The sequence below is a fragment of the Dyella sp. CR10 genome (assembly GCF_055814425.1).
Window position 1 is genome coordinate 2853403 of sequence record NZ_CP185986.1, and the last position, 19129, is coordinate 2872531.

General features: G+C 66.2%; 10 protein-coding genes. 1 reads left to right on the forward strand and 9 read right to left on the reverse strand.

Going from position 1 to position 19129, the window contains the following annotated elements:
* Positions 1 to 236 precede the first annotated feature (236 nt).
* The gene (locus ACNR9O_RS12860) at positions 237 to 1505 is read left to right on the forward strand and encodes a YXWGXW repeat-containing protein (RefSeq protein WP_473688291.1); all 1269 of its coding nucleotides are present in this window, start codon (positions 237 to 239) and stop codon (positions 1503 to 1505) included.
* Positions 1506 to 1578: 73 nt separating this feature from the next.
* Here ACNR9O_RS12860 and ACNR9O_RS12865 read toward each other — a convergent pair whose 3' ends face one another.
* The 9 genes from ACNR9O_RS12865 to ACNR9O_RS12905 form a co-directional block, all read right to left on the reverse strand.
* On the reverse strand, positions 1579 to 4011 hold the full coding sequence (locus ACNR9O_RS12865) for a GH92 family glycosyl hydrolase (protein ID WP_473688289.1): 2433 nt from the start codon (positions 4009 to 4011) through the stop codon (positions 1579 to 1581).
* Between the two features lie 46 nt (positions 4012 to 4057).
* Positions 4058 to 5476 carry a glycoside hydrolase family 125 protein gene (locus ACNR9O_RS12870; protein WP_473700781.1) on the reverse strand — a complete coding sequence of 473 codons (1419 nt, stop codon included), beginning with the start codon at positions 5474 to 5476 and terminating at the stop codon, positions 4058 to 4060.
* Positions 5477 to 5502: 26 nt separating this feature from the next.
* The gene (locus ACNR9O_RS12875) at positions 5503 to 8154 is read right to left on the reverse strand and encodes a beta-mannosidase (protein WP_473688285.1); all 2652 of its coding nucleotides are present in this window, start codon (positions 8152 to 8154) and stop codon (positions 5503 to 5505) included.
* Positions 8155 to 8197: 43 nt separating this feature from the next.
* On the reverse strand, positions 8198 to 9553 hold the full coding sequence (locus ACNR9O_RS12880) for an alpha-L-fucosidase (protein ID WP_473688283.1): 1356 nt from the start codon (positions 9551 to 9553) through the stop codon (positions 8198 to 8200).
* Between the two features lie 72 nt (positions 9554 to 9625).
* Complete coding sequence (locus ACNR9O_RS12885) at positions 9626 to 12511, reverse strand: TonB-dependent receptor domain-containing protein (protein ID WP_473688281.1); 2886 nt, start codon at positions 12509 to 12511, stop codon at positions 9626 to 9628.
* Between the two features lie 86 nt (positions 12512 to 12597).
* The gene (locus ACNR9O_RS12890; protein ID WP_473688279.1) at positions 12598 to 14820 is read right to left on the reverse strand and encodes a glycoside hydrolase family 20 protein; all 2223 of its coding nucleotides are present in this window, start codon (positions 14818 to 14820) and stop codon (positions 12598 to 12600) included.
* On the reverse strand, positions 14817 to 15863 hold the full coding sequence (locus ACNR9O_RS12895) for a glycosyl hydrolase family 18 protein (RefSeq protein ID WP_473688277.1): 1047 nt from the start codon (positions 15861 to 15863) through the stop codon (positions 14817 to 14819). The genes ACNR9O_RS12890 and ACNR9O_RS12895 overlap by 4 nt, the downstream gene beginning before the upstream one ends.
* Positions 15863 to 17503, reverse strand: coding sequence for an alpha-L-fucosidase (locus ACNR9O_RS12900; protein WP_473688275.1), 1641 nt, complete (start codon positions 17501 to 17503; stop codon positions 15863 to 15865). Before ACNR9O_RS12900 ends, ACNR9O_RS12895 begins: the two co-directional genes overlap by 1 nt.
* Entirely contained in the window at positions 17478 to 19085 is a 1608-nt protein-coding gene (locus ACNR9O_RS12905; protein WP_473688273.1) for an alpha-L-fucosidase, read from the reverse strand. The genes ACNR9O_RS12900 and ACNR9O_RS12905 overlap by 26 nt, the downstream gene beginning before the upstream one ends.
* Positions 19086 to 19129 lie beyond the last annotated feature (44 nt).

A 19129-nucleotide genomic window follows, 5' to 3' on the forward strand; every position in this document is an offset into this window, starting at 1 on the left:
ACGGCGCCGCGAGGCGCCGTCTTTTTTTGCGTTTGCGTTGACCTATGTGAATGCCAACGGGCGCCACGCGCAGAAGCCGCGACAATCGCGCTCGCATACAGGCCCGCTCCACGCATCGCGAACGCAAGCGCAGCGACAGCATGAAATCGCCCTGAACCCTCGCCGCGCCACGGTCAGCGCAGCGGCCCGCGCCCCGTTCTCATCAGCACATCGACGCCGCTGACGAGGAGTTCCTCATGTCCTTCGCACCGACACGCGTTTCGCTCGGCAAGCAGACGCGAGCTTCGCTCTCGCATGGGTTGCTCGGGCTCGCCCTGCTCGCCGGCGGCGTCTTCGCGTTGCCGCCGCCGGCCACGGCCGGCGTGTTCGTCTCGATCAACATCGCCCCACCGCCGCTGCCGGTCTACGTGCAGCCACCGATTCCCGCACCGGGCTTCATCTGGGTGCCGGGCTATTGGGCCTACGACGATGACGGCGGTTATTACTGGGTGCCAGGCACCTGGATCGAGCCGCCGTTCTCAGGCGCTCTGTGGACGCCGGCCTGGTGGGGCTGGAACGACGGCGTCTATGTGTTCCATGCCGGGTACTGGGGGCCGCACGTGGGCTTCTACGGCGGCATCAACTATGGCTTCGGCTATGCCGGCACGGGCTATGCCGGCGGCTATTGGGATCACAATCGCTTCTACTACAACCGCAGCGTCAACAACGTCACCACCAACATCACCAACGTCTACAACAAGACGGTGATCAACAACGTCACCGTCAATCGCACCAGCTACAACGGCGGTCCCGGCGGCATCGCCGCGCGTGCTACGCCGCAAGAGCTGCAGGCCGAACACATGCAACGCAGCGGGCCGGTCGCCGCGCAACGGCAGCAGATGACGCTGGCCGCGCAGAATCGCGACCTGCGCGCGCAGGTCAATCACGGCGCGCCGGCGATCGCGGCGACGCCTCGACCGGGTGCGTTCGCGGAACGCGGCATCACGGCGGCGCATGGTGCGCCGATGGCGCCGAGGCAGCCCGGATCGCCAGCTGGCGGTGCGGCGCCGCACGCTGCGCCAGGCGCCATGCCGTCGGCGTCGTTCGCGCCGCATGGCGGCCACGGCGCCGCGGTGCCGCAGCCGCGCACGGTGGACGCTGCCCCTGCCCATCCGGCGAACAACACGGCGCCGCGCGCGGCGAACGGCGCGCTGCCGTCCGCCTCGTTCGCGCCGCATGCCAATCATGGTGCCGTGCCGCAACCGCGGGGTCTCGATGCTGCGCCGCCGCGTCCGGCCAACGCCACGCATGGCGCCCCGGTCCGTAACGAGCCCATGCCGCGCGCGGCGTATCCAGGCAGCGGCAACCCCGAACGCGGCATGCCGCGCCAGGAACCGATGCGCAACTATGCGCCGGCACCCGCCTATCATCCGGCGCCGGCCAGCCACCCCGCGCCGCATGCGGCACCAGCCCCGCATGCGCCGGCCCCGCGCGGCCATGGCGAGTCGCCGCACGAGGCGCACTGAGCAAAAAAAACGAGGGACGCCATGGCGCCCCTCGTTTATTTCCTCTCCAAGCCTGACTGATCGGCAGTGCCGGTCAGGCCTTCATCGGCGCCCCGAACGACGGCGGCCGGTCACCCGGCGCCGCGCCGAATTGCTTGTTCGGCGCCTTGCCCATGTGGAACACCAGCGTGCCGCCGGCAGCCAGATCCTTATGGGTGATCCAGCTCTTGCTCCACGGCTGGCCGTTCCAGGTGACGGACTGGATGTAGGGGCTGTCCGGGCCATTGCCCTTCGCCTCCACCACCAGGCGCTTGCCGGCGATATCCACTTCCGCACGATCGAGCAACGGACTGCCGAACACGTAATGCGTGCTCACCGGATCGACCGGATACAGGCCCATCGCGCCGAGCACGTACCAGGCGCTCATCTGGCCGCAGTCCTCATTGCCCGCCAGGCCGTCGGGATCGGCGCGGTACATGTCGGTCAGCAGCATGCGCACGCGCGCTTGCGTCTTGTAGTGCGCACCGGTGTAGGCATAGAGGTAGGGCATGTGATGCCCCGGCTCGTTGCCATGCGCGTACTGGCCGACGAGGCCGGCGATGTCCGGCGGCGCATCCGCCGGCAGCTCGGAGCTGGTGGTGAACAGCTCGTCCAGCTTGCGCTCGAACGCCGGCTGGCCGCCGAACAATTCCATGTAGCCGTACAGATCGTGCTGATTGAGGAAGGTGGCCTGCCACGCGTTGGATTCGGTGAAATCGCGCCACTGCTTGCTGTGCCCGATGCTGCGCGGATCGAACGGCTCCAGCCACTGGCCGTTTTCGCCGCGCGGACGCATGAAGCTCACGCTCTTGTCGAAGACGTTGCGGTAATTGCGCGAACGCTGGCGCAACGCTTCGGCATCCGCTTTCGCGCCAGCCGCATCGGCCAGGTGCGACAGTGCCCAGTCGTCGTAGGCGTATTCCAGCGTCTTGCTGACCGCTTCCCACTCCTTGTCGGCGGGGATGTAGCCGAGCTTGCGGTAATAGGCGAGGCCACGGTAATCATCATCCATCGCGCGCTTGCGGAACAGCGGCCAGGCCTGTTTCGGATCGACACCGGCGAAGCCCTTGGCCACCGCTTCGGCTACCACCACGGCGGAGTGGTAGCCGATCATGCAACCGGTCTCCACGCCCTGCAGCGGCCATACCGGCGGGCCATCGGGGCTTTCTGCGGCCATGCGCAGCAGGCCGTTGACCAGATCGGGCACGCGCTCGGCCTGGTATAGCGTGTACAGCGGATGCGCGGCGCGGTAGGTGTCCCACAGCGAATAGGTGCTGTAGTTGTGCGCGCCCTCCGGCAGCTGGTGGATCTTCAGGTCCATGCCGCGGTAACGGCCGTCCACATCGCTGAACAGCGTGGGCGCGAGCATGGTGTGGTACAGCGCCGAATAGAAGGTGCGCTTGGTGTCATCCGACGGGGACTCCACGCGGATGCGGCCCAGCTCCTTCTCCCACGCCGCGGCCGCCGCTTCCTGCACGCCGTCGAAGTCCCAGCCGGGCACTTCGGCATCGAGGTTGCGCAGCGCGCCGTCGATGTCCACGCCGGAGATGCCGACCTTCACCAGCAGCGGTGCCTTGGCGGGGTTCTTGTAATGCAGCGTGGCCTTGAGATCCGTGCCCGCGGCTTCTTTCGCGCCGGCCAGCGGTGCTTCCGCGCTGTACAGCACGGCGCGGTCGAACGGCCGCGAGACCTTGAGCGCGAAATGGATGTAGCGGCCATTCGCCCACTGGTGCACGCGGCGGCTGCCGACCAGGGTGTCATTGCCGACCAGGCGCAGCGTCGCGTCGCTGACCTTGGTGGGCGTGGCCGGGTCGTCGTGAAAGCCGTGCGCGAAGTCCACCAGGAGGTGCCCTTCGTCCTTGCCGTGGAAGGTGTAGCGGTGCAGGCCGGCGCGCAGCGTGGTGGTCAGCTCGGCCAGCACGTCGTAGTCCTTCAGGCGCACGCGGTAGTAGCCGGGGCGCGCCTGCTCGTCGGCCGTGTCGTAGCGCGAGCGGTAGCCGCGCGTGGCCGGCTGGCCCTGGCTGGACGGCGATGGTGTGTTGGTCGGCGGCACACCGTCGTAGCGCGAGCGGTAATTGGTGCCGCGGTATTCGCGGTCGCCCGGCTGCAGGCGCACCGGGCCGGTGCACGGCATCACCAGCACGTCGAGCATGTCGCTGGCGCCGGTGCCGCTCAGATGCGTGTGCGAGAAGCCCATGATCGAGCCGTCGCCCTGGTGGTAGCCGGAAGAGGCATCCCACTGCGCGTCATAAGTGTCGGGACTGAGCTGCACCATGCCGAACGGCAAGGAAGGACCCGGGAAGGTGTGCCCATGGCCGCCGGTGCCGATGAAGACGTCTACGTAGCGCGACACGCCGCTGGCCGCGTCGCCGGCGGCGCCCTTCGCGCCCGCTGCGCGCGCGTCGGCGATGCCGTTGAAGGGGTCGAGCCGGTTGCCCAGCAGGGCCGCGGCCACTGCACCTTGCAGGAATCGCCTGCGTGTCACCATGAGGAAAGCTCCAGAGGGGGATGGAGGGAGAAGGACACCGAACGCCTCAGCCGCGCAGCAGCGCGGGCCGCTGCGCCGCGAGGTCGACGATCAGCTCGCCGAACAGCGTATTGGCCCAGGCGAACCAGGCACGGGTGAAATGCGCGGGGTCGTCCTGGTCGAACGCCTCGTGCATGAAGCCGGTGCCGGCGTGGGTGGTCTTGAGCCAGTGCAGGCACTGGCGGATCTCGGCGTCGTCGCGGCTGGTGAAGGCGCGCATCATGATCGACATCGGCCAGATCATGCGCAGGCCCTCGTGCGGACCGCCGACGCCTTCGGCGGCCTTGCCGGCGAAGAAGTACGGATTGCGCGTGCTCCAGGCCAGCTCGCGCGTGCGCCGATAACGCGCATCGTCGACCGGGCAGCAGCCCAGATACGCCAGGCTAAGCAAACCCGGCGCGTTGGCATCGTCCATGAACAGCTGATTGCCGTAGCCGTCCACTTCGTAGGCCCAGAACTCCTTGCCCTGCTCGTCGCGCATCACGCCGTACTTCTCGGCGGCCTGCTGCACTTCATCGGCGAGCGTCTTGCACTCCGCCGCGAATGCCGCATCGCCGAACAGGCTCTGCGTCATCGCGCCCAGCTCGCGCAGCACGTGCACGGCGAACAGGTTGGCGGGAATGAACAACGGATACAGGCAGGCATCGTCCGACGGACGGAACATCGAATGGATCAGCCCCACCGGCTTGGCGGGACTGCCATAGCCGCCGAGGAACAGGCTTTCGGTGGGTATCAGCGATTGCCGCTGGAAGCGGTACGGCCCCGGGCCGTCCTTGCGCTGCTGCTCGCGGAAGGTCTTCACCACTAGGCGCATCGCCGCGCGCCAGTCGTCGTCGAAGGGTTCGCGATCGCCGGTGGCCTTCCAATACGCCGCGGCCAGCCGCACCGGGTAGCACAGCGAGTCGATTTCCCATTTGCGCTCGGCCACGCCGGGGCGCATGTCGGTGACGTCGTGCTGGGACCAGTCGAGATTGGTCTTGGCGGTGGTATCGGGAAGGAACGCGTTCGCATAGGGATCGATCGCAATGCACACCGCCTGGCGGCGGATCAGGCCGCGGAACAGGCGGCGCAGGTCCGCATCCTCTTTCGCCAGCGGCACGTAGGGCCATACCTGCGCGGAGGAGTCGCGCAGCCACATCGCGTCGATGTCGCCGGTGACGACGAAGGTGTCCGGCTTGCCGCGCAGCGTCCCCAGCTCCACCGTCGTGTCGAGCGTATTGGGGTAGCAGTTCTCGAACATCCAGGCCAGCTCGGGATCGGCGATCTTCGCCTTGGTGCGCGCGATCACCTGTTCCACGGCCTTGCTGACGAACTTGCGCTTGCCCGGCGGCGGACGCTTGCTCACGAAGGCGCCGGCGGACGGGGTGGCGGCGAGGCTTGCGCCCGGACCACCCAGCGCGGCGGTGCCGAGCGCGAACGACATCATCTTCAATACGTCACGGCGTGAGGCATTCACGGCTTGCTCTCTCCCTTGGTCGCGCCCGCCAGCGAACGCACGTGCAGTGCGCCGCGCAGGGCATCGATGCCGGCCGGGCTATCCACGCGCAGCTCGCGCGTCTCGCCGGGCAGCAGATCGAAGGCATTGTCTTCCACGTTGGCGTCGAGCGTGCCGAAATCGACCCACACCTCGCGCGCGAGGCGCTTGGCGGTCACCGACAGTACACCCCCCTGCCCGTTGTCCTTCAGCTCCACCTTCAGATCCGGATCGGGCAGCTTCAAGTCCAGCGGCGGCTTCACGAACAGCAGGTGGCGCGACAGCAGCTCGCCCTTTTCGTCCAGCAGGTCGTACACGGCGAACGTCGTGGCCGGGTCGGCCTTGCGCAGCAGCTCGGCGTCGGTGGGACTGGCGATCCTGGTGCTGGCCAGCGGCTCGACCTTGAGCGCCTGCTTGCGCTCGCGCAGCACCTTGCCGTCCATGTTCATCACGCGGCTGCGCAGCGTGGCCTGGAACGGCGCGGTGCGGTCGGACACCACGAACACGTCGCTCTTGCCCTCGTTATGGATCGCCACCACGCGTACCGGCGCGTAGAAGCGGCGCGCATGGAACTGCAAGGCCTTCCAGCGGCCGAAGTAGTCCACGCTGGACCAGGACGCGCCCGGCCACACGTCGTTCAACTGCCAGTAGAGCGAGCCCATTGCCTGCGGCCGCACGCTGCGCAGGTGCTCGGCGGCCAGCTCGATGCCCTCGGCCTGCATCACCTGGCTGAGGTAGACGAACGATTCGAAATCCTTCGGCTCACCGTAGTACTTGCGGATGTACAGCAGCAGGCGGTCGTTGCCATCGCCGTTGGCGAACTTCTGGTGCGCACGCATCACCGGCGAATTCGGCTCCATGTCGCGCTCCTCGGCGAAGGCGCGCACGGTGGCCATCACCGGAAAGGACTGCAAGCCATATTCCGACTGGAAACGCGGCGTCTCGGAAAGGTACTGCTCGATCGGCTTGGAACCGGACCAGACGCTCCACGAGTGATAGTCGCCATCGCCAAGCTGGTTGGCCGGGCCTTCGTAGTCGGTGCTGGGCGAGCTGGCCCAGTACGGCACGTCAGGCGCGTTCTCGTGTACCACCTTGCGCAGGGTGTCGCCGAACAGCGCCTTCATGCCGTTCTCGATCCGCTCACGCTCGTCCGGCGCCAGCGACTGCTGGAACTTCTTGCGGTCGTCCCACGCTTCCCAGCCGGTCTGCACTTCGTTGTTGCCGCACCACAGGACGATGCTGGGATGGTCGCGCAGCCGCCGCACCTGCTCCACCGCTTCGACGCGGGTGTTTTCGCGGTACGCCTCGTCGTACGGCGGTATCGCACCGCCGAACATGAAGTCCTGCCAGATCATCAGACCGAGCTTGTCAGCCTCCTCATAGAAGGCGTCGCTCTGGTAATGGCCGCCGCCCCACATGCGCAGCATGTTCATGTTGGCGTCGCGGGCCGAACGCAGGATCTGCGCCATGCGCTCGTTCGTGAAGCGGGTGGGGAAACTGTCGAACGGAATCAGGTTCGCGCCCTTGGCGAACACCGGCACGCCATTGACCACGAAGGCGAAGCCGCGGCCCCACTGATCCTTGTCGCGACGCAGCTCGACGCTGCGAAGGCCGGTGGCGCGACTGGCCGTGGCCAGGGTTTCGCCGTCGCGGCTGAGGGTGACCTCGAAGCGGTACATATCCTGCGGGCCATACCCGACCGGCCACCAGCGGCGCGGGTGCTCGATGCGGATGGGCAGGCTGAGCGCGTTATCGCCCTTGCTCAGCTCGACGTCCTGCTTCTGTTCCTGGCGAGTGCCATCGGGCGCCGTCCAGCTCACGGCCAGCGTGGCCTTGCCGGGCTTGTCGGCCTGCACCGTCGCCTCGGCGCGCAGGTCGGCCGCGTCGGCGTCGACGTGTTGCTGGGCGACGTGGAAATCCGCCAGACGCACGTCGTCCCAGCTCTCCAGCCGCACCGGCTGCCAGATGCCGAGGGTGACGTAGCGCGGACCCCAATCCCAGCCGTACTGGTAATTGGCCTTGCGGATGTAGTTGGCGGTCTGCTTGCCCTTGGGCTCGTCGCCGAAGGCCGAGTCGAATTCGCCCGGCAGCGCGTACGGCTGCTTGAGCAGCCACGGCTGCAAGCGTGCGATGGGCGAATGCAGGTGCACTTCCAGCTTGTTGTCGCCCGAGCGCAGCGCGCCCTTCACCGGCACGCGCCAGCGGCGGAACATGTTGTCCGCGGCGAGCAGCTTGCGGCCGTTGAGCGTGACGTCGGCGAAGGTGTCCAGTCCGTCGAACACCAGCTCGACGTGGCCGCGTTTGAGCGTGGCCGCGTCGACCTTGAAGCTGAGGCGGTAATCCCAGTCGGCCAGGCCGATCCACTGCAGCCGCGCTTCGTTGTCGCGGTAGAACGGATCGGTGATCACGCCGGCGGCCAGCAGATCGGTCTGCACGCTGCCGGGAACAGCAGCGGTACGCCATTCGGCGGCTTCCGGGTGCGCCTTGGCCTCGGCCGATTTCGGGGCGAGGTGGAACTGCCAGCCGTTATCGAGCGATTGGGTGGCCAGCTCGGCGGCGCCGGCCGGCCCGGCGAGCAGCAGTGCCATGGCCAGCGCGGGCCAGGGGGAGATCGGAGTGCTTCGCTGCATGAAGGAGTTCCTTGTGATCGTGAGCGCCGACGTCACGCGCGGCTCAATGGCCGCGGGCATCGAACACCTGGAACTCGCGGATGCGCGCGGTGCCGACGCTCGACAGGATATGCAACCGTACCTTCTGCGCCGTCACAGGTGCAAAGGTATCGATCTTCTTGTGCCCGATCGCCTCGGCCTTCGCCACCGCCTTCCAGCCGTGGCCGTCCCAGATTTCGACCGCATAGCGGCGTACCGCCTGCCCTTCGTCCAGCCATTCCATCGCCAGCGTGCGGTCGAAGGTGACCGGCTTGCCGAAATCGACTTCCAGCGTGGCGTTGCGCGCGCCCTCAGGCGCCGACCAGAACGTATCGGGATTGCCGTCGAGCGCACGCTCGAGATTCTCGTCCACCTTGGCGTGCTTGCGCGCCAGGTTCGCCGCATCACCGTAGCGCGCCTCGATCGCCTTGCCGAGCTCTTCCAGGCGCTTGACGTCGGCGTCGGGCAGCAGGCCGTGGTTGTCCGGCGCGATACCCAGCATCAGCTGGCCGCCCCGCCCCACGCTGCTCTCCCAGATATCCATCAGCTCGGCCACGCTCTTGAGCGAGGCTTCGTCGTTGGGATGCCAGAACCAGTGCAGCTTGTGCAGCGGCGTATCGACCTCGACCGGGCGCCAGCGCTCGTAGCCGTGGCGATCGATCACATTCCAGTTTTCGTAGCGGATGTGGCCGTCTTCCTGGCCCACCCAGCGGGCGTCGCCGTACTCGAATAGCGCCATGTCGGCGAACACCACCGCATTGGGCTGGTAGGTACGCAATTCCTCGATGTAGTGCTTGAAGTCGTACTCATGGCCCGCGCTGCCGGCGCCATCCAGCCACCACTCGACCAGCATGCCGTAGTGCTGCACCAGTTCGCCCAGCTGGGCCACGTAATATTTGTCGTAGGCCTTGGAGTCCGCGTAGCGCGGCTCGTGGCGATCCCACGGCGACAGATAGATGCCGAATTCCAGCCCTTCCTTGGCCGCGGCGTCGGAGGCCATGCGCACCAGATCGCCCTTGCCGCCCATCCACGGGCTGCTCTTGACCGAATAGTTGCTCTGCTCGGTGGGCCACAGGGCGAAGCCGTCGTGATGCTTGGCAACCATCACCATGTACTTGGCGCCGGCCTCCCGGCTGGCACGCGCCCATTGCACCGGGTCGACCTTGTCCGGATTGAACACCTTCGGATCGGCCTTGCCGTCGCCCCATTCGCGGTCGAGGAAGGTGTTGGTGCCGAAGTGGACGATGACGCCGAACTCCAGGTCCTGCCAGTGCGATTGCTGGGGCGAAGGCACCAGCGTGGTGGCGTTCTGCGCGGCGGCGTTGAAGGCCAGGCCCGCGCCGAGCGCCAGGCAGAGGAGACGTTGCGACCACTTCGACATGTAGGTTTTTCCTGCTTGGGTTTATCGTGAACCGGCCGGGAGAGCCCTATGGCTCTCCCGGCCGCCGTGCTGTCAGTCGAGCTTGTATTCCACCTGCAACGACACCTCGCGGCCGTTGTAATTGGCACCTTGCAGCGTCGGGATGAACTCGAAGCCACCCGCGTAGTACGGGATCTGGCCGACCTTGTCGAAGATGTTGGACACGGTCAAGCCGACCTTGAGCTTTTCGTCGAAGCGATAGCCGATGGTGGTGCTGAAGGTGACCCACGGCGAGGTGTAGGCGTGATAGACCACGCACTGCGGATCGCCCAGCGACGGCGTGATGCCGTTGGGCAGGATTTCGCAGCCGTCATAGTGGGGCGCGCGCACGCCACCCTGGCGATCGCCGTACAGCGTCACATCCCACGGCCCGTACAGCCAGTTCAGCGTGGCGCGGGTGCGCGTGGCCACGCGGTCGTAGCGGGTGTTGAGCAGCGGATCGCTGGCGTACTTGCGCAGCTTGTAGGAAAGGTTATCGGTCCAATCCAGCGAGAAGTTGAAGGCGCCCCAGTTCTGCGTCTTCACGCGATAGCTGATGTTGGCGTCCACGCCGCTGACGTACAGCTTGTTCTGGTTGATCGGGCCCGTGTAGACGGCCGAAACATTGCCCTGCGCATCGCGGATCACATTGGCGATGATCTGCTTGCAGTACTCCGAACCCTGGGGATGCAGCGTGTACGGCGCACCGCCGACCTGCAGGCCGGTGCGGCAGCCCGCCTCGTCCTTCAGCACCGTGTCCTCGTCCACGTTGTCGATCGCGTTGTCGATGCCCATGTGCCAGTAATCGGCCGAGACCGACAGGCCCTCCACCCAGTTCACGTCCCACACGAAGCCGTACGTCCAGGCGTGCCCCTCTTCCGGCAGAAGATTGCGCCCGCCCGCGGCATGCAGCGTGTAATACGTCGAGTGCTGGATGGCGGGACACGCCGCATCCTGCGACTGGATGCACTGGTAATAGTCCTTATAGATGCCCTTGGTCGACAGCGAGTCCTGCTTGTACAGGTACTGCATGTCCGGCGCATGGAAGTTGGTGCCGTAGGTGCCGCGCAGCAGCAGGCCATTCAGCGGCCGCCACTCGATCGAGGTACCCCACGTACGAGCGATATCAGCGCTGCTGGCATCGCGATACTTATCCAGGCGGCCGGACAGGCTCCAGGTCAGCGTATCGGACAGCGGTACACGGAACTCCGTGCCCCCGGACAGGCGCATGCGCGTACCGCCACCGGCGTTGTAGTCCTGGAAGGGATCGCCGAAGGTCGTGGTGTTGCCGCGCGGGTCCGGCGTCAGCCGGTAACCCTGGTGGTTGGCCTCCAGCACGCCGGCGAAGCCCACGGGGCCGGCCCAGGTGCTGAACAGGTCGCCAGTGACATTGAACGATGCCTGGTCCATCCATGACACCGCCGTGTTCGTGCCGCCGACGGCGAAGCTCTGGTAGTCCGACTTGGAGATCGGGTTCCAGAAGCGCTGCTGGTTGATGGCATAGACCGGATACGAGTCGCCGCCCACCGTGGTCGTGCCCAGCTGCGGACCGAAGAAGTAATTGAACATCCCCTGTTCGTTCAAGCCCGTGTAGCTCTCGCGCACGATGTATTTGGCGTGGCCGAGGTTGAGATCCCAGTTGAAACGGTTGTCGAACAGGGTGCCGCGCAGGCCGGCGTGGATATCCCAGTTCTTCTCATCGTCATGGGTATTGCCGTAGCCGCCCATTTCGCTCGGCGTGAGCTGGCGAAAATAGTTGGTGATCAGCTGGCCCGAGGTCTGATCGTAGAACGAGCCCGGAATGCCGCCCATCGGATACAGGAACGGCAGCTCGGTATTCGACACGCCGTGCGTTTCCCAGTAACCCACCGAGCCATAAGCCTGCAGGCCACCGCCGAAGTCGTATGAGCCGGCGATGTACGCATCGCGATCGTCGCGACCCGGCGTCAGCACCCAGTTGCCGAACAGGGCATTCTGCGCGCAGTACGAACCGTTGTCGGTGATATTGGTGGGATCGACCGTATTGCCGTTCGTCGCCACCGTCTGCTTGTGATACTGGCTGAAGTTGTTCTTGAAGCCACCCTGCGCGCATGCACCTGCCGGCGGCGTGATGTAGTTGCCGTTGGCGTCGGCGAGCATGAGGCCCCAATAGCGCGGATAACCGAACATGCGCGCGTTCTGATCCCACGTGCCGTAGCCCGCATCGCCATCCGAATCGGTGTAGCGGCGATCACGGCCCCACAGCGGGGTGCGATGGCTGCGCTGCAGGTTGTAAACCACATTCCAGTTGTCGCCCGAACGACCGCCGACGAAGTTGATGTCGCCATAGTCGCGGCCACCGCGCGTGGAAGTGCCCAGCTGCACCTTGATGTCATCGCCCTGGTAGTTCTTCTTCAGGATGATGTTGACCACGCCGGCGATGGCATCCGAACCGTAGATCGCCGAGGCGCCCGTCGCCAGGATCTCGATGCGGTCGATCATGCCGGTGGGGATATTGTTGTAGTTCTGGAAATTGGTCTTGCCGCTGGCGGGCATCGGGTAATCGGTGACGCGATGGCCGTCGATAAGCAGCAGGCTTCGGTTCGAGCCCATGTTGCGCAGGTTGAGCTGGCGCGCGTTGACCGAGGTGCTGCCCCAGCTTGGCGCCGTTTCGGCGATACCGGCCTGGGTGATCGAGTTCATCACCTCGTAGACGGTGGTGAAGCCCTGCTTCTGCAGGTCCTCGCCCTTGATGATGTTGACCGGCGCGGGCCCTTCCACTTCGGCGCGCGCGATGCGCGAACCGGTGACGACGACCTTCTCCAGCGTCTTGGTTTTCTTGTCTCCCTGGTCCTGCGTGGTGGTATTGCCCGCGTCCTGCGCATGCAGCGCAAACGTGGGCAGCAAGGCCAGCGCGAGTGCGGCGGCTAGTTTTCGGCGATTCAATGCAACGTATGACATGGTTAACTCCTCCCCGTTCAATGGATATGGCCCTTCCCCTCGGGCATGACGTACCGCTTATTGCTCCTAATGCCCGGCGTGCTCCCTCAGCGCGCCAGGATCTCGTCGACGAACGTCCAGGTATGACGATCGTCCTCTTTCGGATGCCGCGTCAGCTCGACGCGGAGATAGCGTGCGCGGAACGGCTTGGACGCCGTATAGGCCACACGCTGTATATGGCCCAGGTTGTCGCGTGCGATCGGCTTGACCTTGATCTCGCGCAGCGTGGTCCAGTGCTGGCCGTCCTCGGAGGCGACGAAGCGCACCTTGCGCGGCCACCAGATCCACGATTCGGCCTGCTGCAGCACACCCACGCTGACCTCGCGCAGATCCTGGACGCTGCCCAGATCCAGGCTGAGCTTCGGGTCTTGCTCTTCCCAGCCAAGCCAGGCGCCGCTCTTGAAGTTGTCATCCCCCAGCAGGCCATCGGTCAGCGTCGCCGCGCCATGGCCGCTGTAGCTCTCGGCAGGTGCCGGATCGGTACTGGCCTTGGCGCCGAACGATGCGCTGCGCTCGAGCTGGAACGCCTTCGGGTGGTCGTAGGCGCGGCCACGACGGAACGGCACCACGCGCAGCGTGCCTGGCTGTTTGAGTTCAAGCACGTCGGTGAACGACGGCGACGCGGCGGTAGGCTCGCTGCCGTCGGTGGTGTAGTGCGTTTCCACATCGGCGAAGCCGCGCCTGGCGGTGACCTGCCAGCCGTCGCGCGCGTCGTTGGCAGCGACTTCGTAATCGACCGTGTTGCGATCCTCCGGCGCATACGCCACCTGCCAGGCATCCAGGCGCGGATAGTGCGCGGCGAGGCGCTGGTGGAAGTCCGCATAGGCCGCGGCGTCCGTCGTGCCGCCGCGCCACAGCCGCTCAGCGAAGGCGAGCAGGCGCGGATACACACGCTGCTCGGCGTTGAGCGGATCGGCGCGCTCGCTCCACAGCGGCGCCTCGGCGCCCAGCACCAGGTCGCGTTGCGCGGCTGAATCCAGCACGCTCGCCGGATCGGTGAGATAGAGCTTCTCCACCGTCAGCCGGGTCAGTGGCGAGTCCAGGTAGTACGGGCTGGCATTGATGATGCGATTGCCGTTGGCCAGCGCCTTGTGGCCTTCCGCGTCGCCGCGCCAGATCTCGATCACGGCGGACGAGTCCACTCCGCCTTCGAGGATTTCGTCCCAGCCGATCATGGTCTTGCCCTTGCCGGCGAGATAGACCTGCATGCGGCGGATGAAATAGCTCTGCAGGCCCGCCTCGTTCTCCAGGCCTTGTTCGCGGATCAGCTTGTCGCAGGCCTCGCAGTGGCTCCACGCGCCGGCCGGCACTTCGTCGCCGCCGATATGCACGTACGGCGACGGGAACAGCGGCAGCACCTCGTCAAGCACGTTCTGCAGGAACACGTAGACGTTCTCGTCGGCCGGGCAGAACACGTCGCTGAAGACGCCCCAGCCGATCTGCACGGGAATCGGCTTCTTCGCGCAGGACAGCTCCGGATAGGCCGCGATCGCCGCCGAGCTGTGACCCGGCATCTCGATCTCCGGCACCACCATGATGTTGCGCTGACGCGCGTACTCGACCACTTCGCGCACCTGGTCCTGCGTGTAGAAGCCGCCATAGCGGCTGCCGTCCGCCTCGGTGCGCCAGGCGCCCACCTCGGTGAGCTTGGGATAGCGCTTGACCTCGATGCGCCAGCCCTGGTCTTCGGTGAGATGCCAGCGGAACACGTTGAGCTTGTAGTAGCTCATCAGGTCCAACTGCTTTTCGATGAAGGACACCGGATAGAAATGCCGCCCCACGTCGAGCATGTGGCCGCGCCAGGCGAAGGCCGGCTCATCCTCGATATGCACCGTTGGTATCGTTACCTTGACCGACCCGGAAACATCGACCGGAAGCAGCTGGCGCAACGTCTGCACGCCCCAGAACAGGCCCTTGTCGGTGGAAGCGCGAATTTCGATGCCACGCGGGTTCACATCCAGCCGATAGGCTTCTTCGCCGACCACCGCCGGGTCGATGCGCAACGCGATGCGATGCGCCTTGGCGGCCACATGTTCGGGAAGCACCAGCCCGGTCTGCGCTTCGATGGCATCGTGCAGGAACGCGGCGATCTCCTTGGAGCGGGCGTCGGTCGGCGCGTCGATGCCGACCTTCTTGTCCAGCACGAAAGCGCCCTTGCCCTCCTCCACCTGCTTCGGATAAGGCACCAGCGCCAGCTTCGCGTGCGCGAACGTGGTCAAGGCGAATACGGCGATCGCCACGCAACCGCGCAAGACGTTCCTCTTCCTCATCGTGTCGCCTCCGGCAGTTCGTCCCATACTTTCGGATCCTCGGCGCCCAGCACCCACGAGCAGAAGCCCTGCAGGCCGTATTGCTTGACCAGCGCCACGCGGTCGCGGAAGGCGCGCGCATCGGGCAGGAACACCCATTCGCGCATGCCGTCGCGGTAGAACCAGAACCAGGATTCGTGCTCCACCGGATCCCATTGGATGGTGGCGCCGACTTCCCGCGCCAGCGGGAAGGATTCGTCCGCATCGATGTAGCCCGCGGCGATGTTGGATTCTTCCTTGCCGTCCTCGCGGCGCGGATCGCCGGTGTACCAGTGGTAGCCGTAGGTGGCGATGCCCACCGAGAGCTTGTCCTTGGGTACTTGCGTCAAGGCGTATTCGAGGTGCTGCACGGTCCACGGCATGCCGCCCACCGGCCCGGGCGTGGTCCAGCGCGTGTGCTGGTCGTAGGTCATCAGGCAGATCAGATCGGCCGACTGGCCCAGCGCCTTCAAGTCGTAGGCGCCGCGCCAGTACTTCCACATCCATTGCGAAAAACCGCCGCGGCCGGCATAACCCGGCGCGTTGGGCACCACCGCGATGGACAGCTGCAGCCCGTGCTTGTGCAAGGCCTCGGCGGTCTGCTTCGTCATCAGGCTGAGCGCGTCGCGATCGGCCCAGTCGATGTTCTCGAAGTCGAACTGGAAGCCGAGGAAACCGTGCTTCGCGCCCTGCTCCACCAGCGCGGCGATCATCGCCTTCTTCGCCCCTTCGTCATGCAGCAGCTGGTGGAACTTGTCGCGCTTGCCGTCCGCCGAGAGGATCGGCATTACCGGCACGCGATGCTGTTTCGCCAGTTGCATGACCAGCGGATTCGGCTCGCCCGAGACCAGCCCACTTTCATCCACGTGATACCAGGTCGGCACGACCACGCCGATCTTGTCGGCGTGGGCCTCGAACGAGGCGAACGACTTGGGCGACTCCATCAGATAGAACATCGCGCCAGGGATGCGCGCCCAGGCAAGCGCCGGCAGGAGCAGCAGGCCGAGGAAAAACGCACGCCGCATCACTTCGCCCCCTGCCCGGCCAGCTCGATGCGCAGCACGTAGGCGTATTCGCCCACCGGCTTGGCCGGCAGCGTCAGATGCAGGCCGTCGTCCTCCTGCTTGAAGGGCACCGCCTTGCCGTTGGTCAGCAGGCTCACCGACTTCACGCCATCGGCGGGCTTGAGCGCGTGAATCACTGCCTTGCCGTCGGCAGGCCAGGCCAGCTCGATCGCGTACAGGGTGTCGCCGCGCGTAGTGAAGCGGAAATCCTGCGCGGTATTGGGCTTGGTTTTGGTTTCCTGGAACGAGCCGCCGACCACTTCGGTCGGGCCCTCGCCGAACTGGCGCCACGGCTTGCTGCCGTAGATCGCCTCGCCGTTGGTCTTCAGCCAGCGGCCGATCGAACGCAAGGTATCCTGCGCCCCCTGCGGAATGCTGCCGTCGGCGCGCGGGCCGATATTGAGCAGCAGATTGCCGTTCTTGCTCACCACGTCGACCAGCAGATGGATCAGCTCCTGCGGCGGCTTGTAGGTGTCGTGCTCGATATAGCCCCAGGAGTCGTTGCTGATCGAGGTGTCGGTCTGCCAGTGGGTGGGATGGATGCCGGCGAGGCGGCCGCGCTCTATGTCCAGCACGCCGGCGCCTTCGGCGAATTCGCCCAGCTTGTAGTTCACCACCACGCCGCCGCGCTTGGCGCCTTCGTTGTAGTAATAGGCCAGCATCGGCGGCAGCGAGTTGCGGAAAGTGGGATGGCCGATCCACCAGTCGAAGTAGATGAGATCCGGATGGTAGTCGTCGATCAACTCGGTGGTGCGCGCCAGCCAATCGTCCAGCCAGGCCGGCGAGACATAGGTGAAATCGGTCGAAAGAGCATCGCTGTCCGAGCCGGCCATGCGCAGCTGCGCGGGGCCATAGAACTCGGCGTACTTCGGATCGTTCACGTCGGAAGCGAACTCGCGGCCGTTGCCCATGAACCAGTCGTGTTCGGCGCGGTGCGAGGACAGGCCGAAATGCAGCCCCTCGGCGCGGATCGCCTTGGCGAGCTGGCCGATCACGTCGCGCTTGGGCCCCATCTTCACGGCCGTCCAGTCGCTGAGCTTGGAGTCGTACATGGCGAAGCCGTCGTGGTGCTCGGCCACCGGTACCACGTAGCGTGCGCCGGCTTCGTGGAACAGCTTGGCCCATGCGGCCGGGTCGAACTTCTCCGCCTTGAACATCGGAATGAAGTCCTTGTAGCCGAACTTCGCCTGCGGGCCGTAGGTGGCCACGTGATGGGCGAACTCCTTGCTGCCTTGCACGTACATGTTGCGCGAATACCACTCGCTGCCGAACGCCGGCACCGAGTACACGCCCCAGTGAATGAAGATGCCGAACTTGGCGTCGTCGTACCACGCCGGCGAGCGGTAGGCCTGCAGCGATGCCCAGTCGGCGCGGAACGGACCGGCGTTCTCGCCCTTTGCAACCTTGTCCAGCAGCGCGCGACGCTGCGGCTCGAACTTGGCGCTGGCCTTTTCCCAGATCTCGCTGTTCTGCCGCGGGCTCTGCGTTTTCGCCGTGGGCGCGGTGGCGTCCTGCGCGTGCGCGGCGGCGATGCCCGCCACGGCACAAAGCAGCGCGACGGCGAGACGACGGGGCTTACTGCAGTTCGATGCGATAGGCATAAGCGTGCAATCCGTTGGGGGATGGAGGGAGGCGCAGATGCAGGCCGTCCGCCTGCTGCTCGAAGGGCACATCGGCGCCGGTGGCCAGCAAAGTGACGCGGCGCACGCGCAACTCCGGGCCAACGGCGTGGATCAGCGCACGGCCGTCCTTGGGCCAGCCCAGTTCGATCGCATAGAGGCGGCCGTCGCGCGTGGTGAAACGGAAATCCTCAGCGGTGTAGGTGCCGGTCTTGCTGTCCTGCATGGTGCCGGCGGCGACTTGCGTGGGGCCTTCGCCGAAACGGCGCCACGGTCGCGTGCCATAGATCGCTTCGCCGTTGGCGCGCAACCAGCCGCCCACCGCGCGCAGGATCGCCACGGCTTCCGGCGGCATGCTGCCGTCGCCCTTCGGCCCCACGTTCAACAGCAGGTTGCCGTTCTTGCTGACCACGTCGGCCAGCAGGTGCACGATCTCGTCCGGATCCTTGTAGCTGTCGCCTTCGACATAGCCCCAGGATTCGCGGCTGACCGAGGTCTCGGTCTGCCACGGCTCGGGGCGGATGTCCGCAGCCTGGCCGCGCTCGATGTTGAGCGTGCCGCTGCCGGCGCGCATGCCGTCGAGCTTGTAATTCAGCACCACACCCTGCCCGCGCGCGGCGGCCTGGTTGTAGTAGAAGGCGGCGAAGCGGGCGAGTGCGCCGCGGAAACGCGGCTGGTCCACCCACCAGTCGAAGTACATCAGGTCCGGCTTGTAGTCCTCGACGATCTCGCCGGCGCGCGCCAGCCAGTCGTCGAGATATCCGTCGGAAACGAAGGTCCAGTCGTGTTCCTTGCCATCCTCGCCCTTGGCGCCGGACAGCGGATGCGCCGGACCGTACAGCGCGGCGTACTTCGGGTCGTTGACGTCGGAATCGAACTGCCGGCCGTACTCGAAAAACCAGTCGTGCTCGGCGCGATGCGAGGACAGGCCCAGCTTCATGCCTTGCGCGCGCACGGCCTTGGCCAGCTGGCCGATCACGTCGCGCTTGGGCCCCATCTTCACGGCCGTCCAGTCGCTGAGCCTGGAGTCGTACATGGCGAAGCCGTCGTGGTGCTCGGCCACCGGCACCACGTAGCGCGCGCCGGCTTCGCGGAACAGCTTCGCCCACGCGGCCGGGTCGAACTTCTCCGCTTTGAACTTCGGGATCAGATCCTTGTAGCCCACCTGCGGCATCGCGCCGTAGGTATCGACCTGATGCCGGTGATAGTCGGCGTACTTGCCGTCGCGCTCATACATGTGGCGCGGATACCACTCGCCCTTGTACGCCGCCACTGAATACACGCCCCAGTGGATGAAGATGCCGAACTTGGCGTCACGGTACCAATCCGGCGCGCGGTAGCTGGCAAGCGCGGCCCAGTCCGGCGAGAACGGTCCCTGCCAGGCCTGCGCGTCGACGTCCTTCAGCAGCGCGGCGCGCGCGCCGTCGTACGGACGGCTGGCTTCGCGCCACTGTGCCTCGATCGTGCGCGCGTCCGGCGCACCCGCCTGCGCTGCGCAGGCGGCGATCAGCCCCCAGCTCGCCAGCGCCAAGGCGCCGCGGCGACACGCCGGTGATCCGGCCATCGGTCAGCGACCGGTCTGCGCGCGCCGAAGGCGGCGGCTACAGC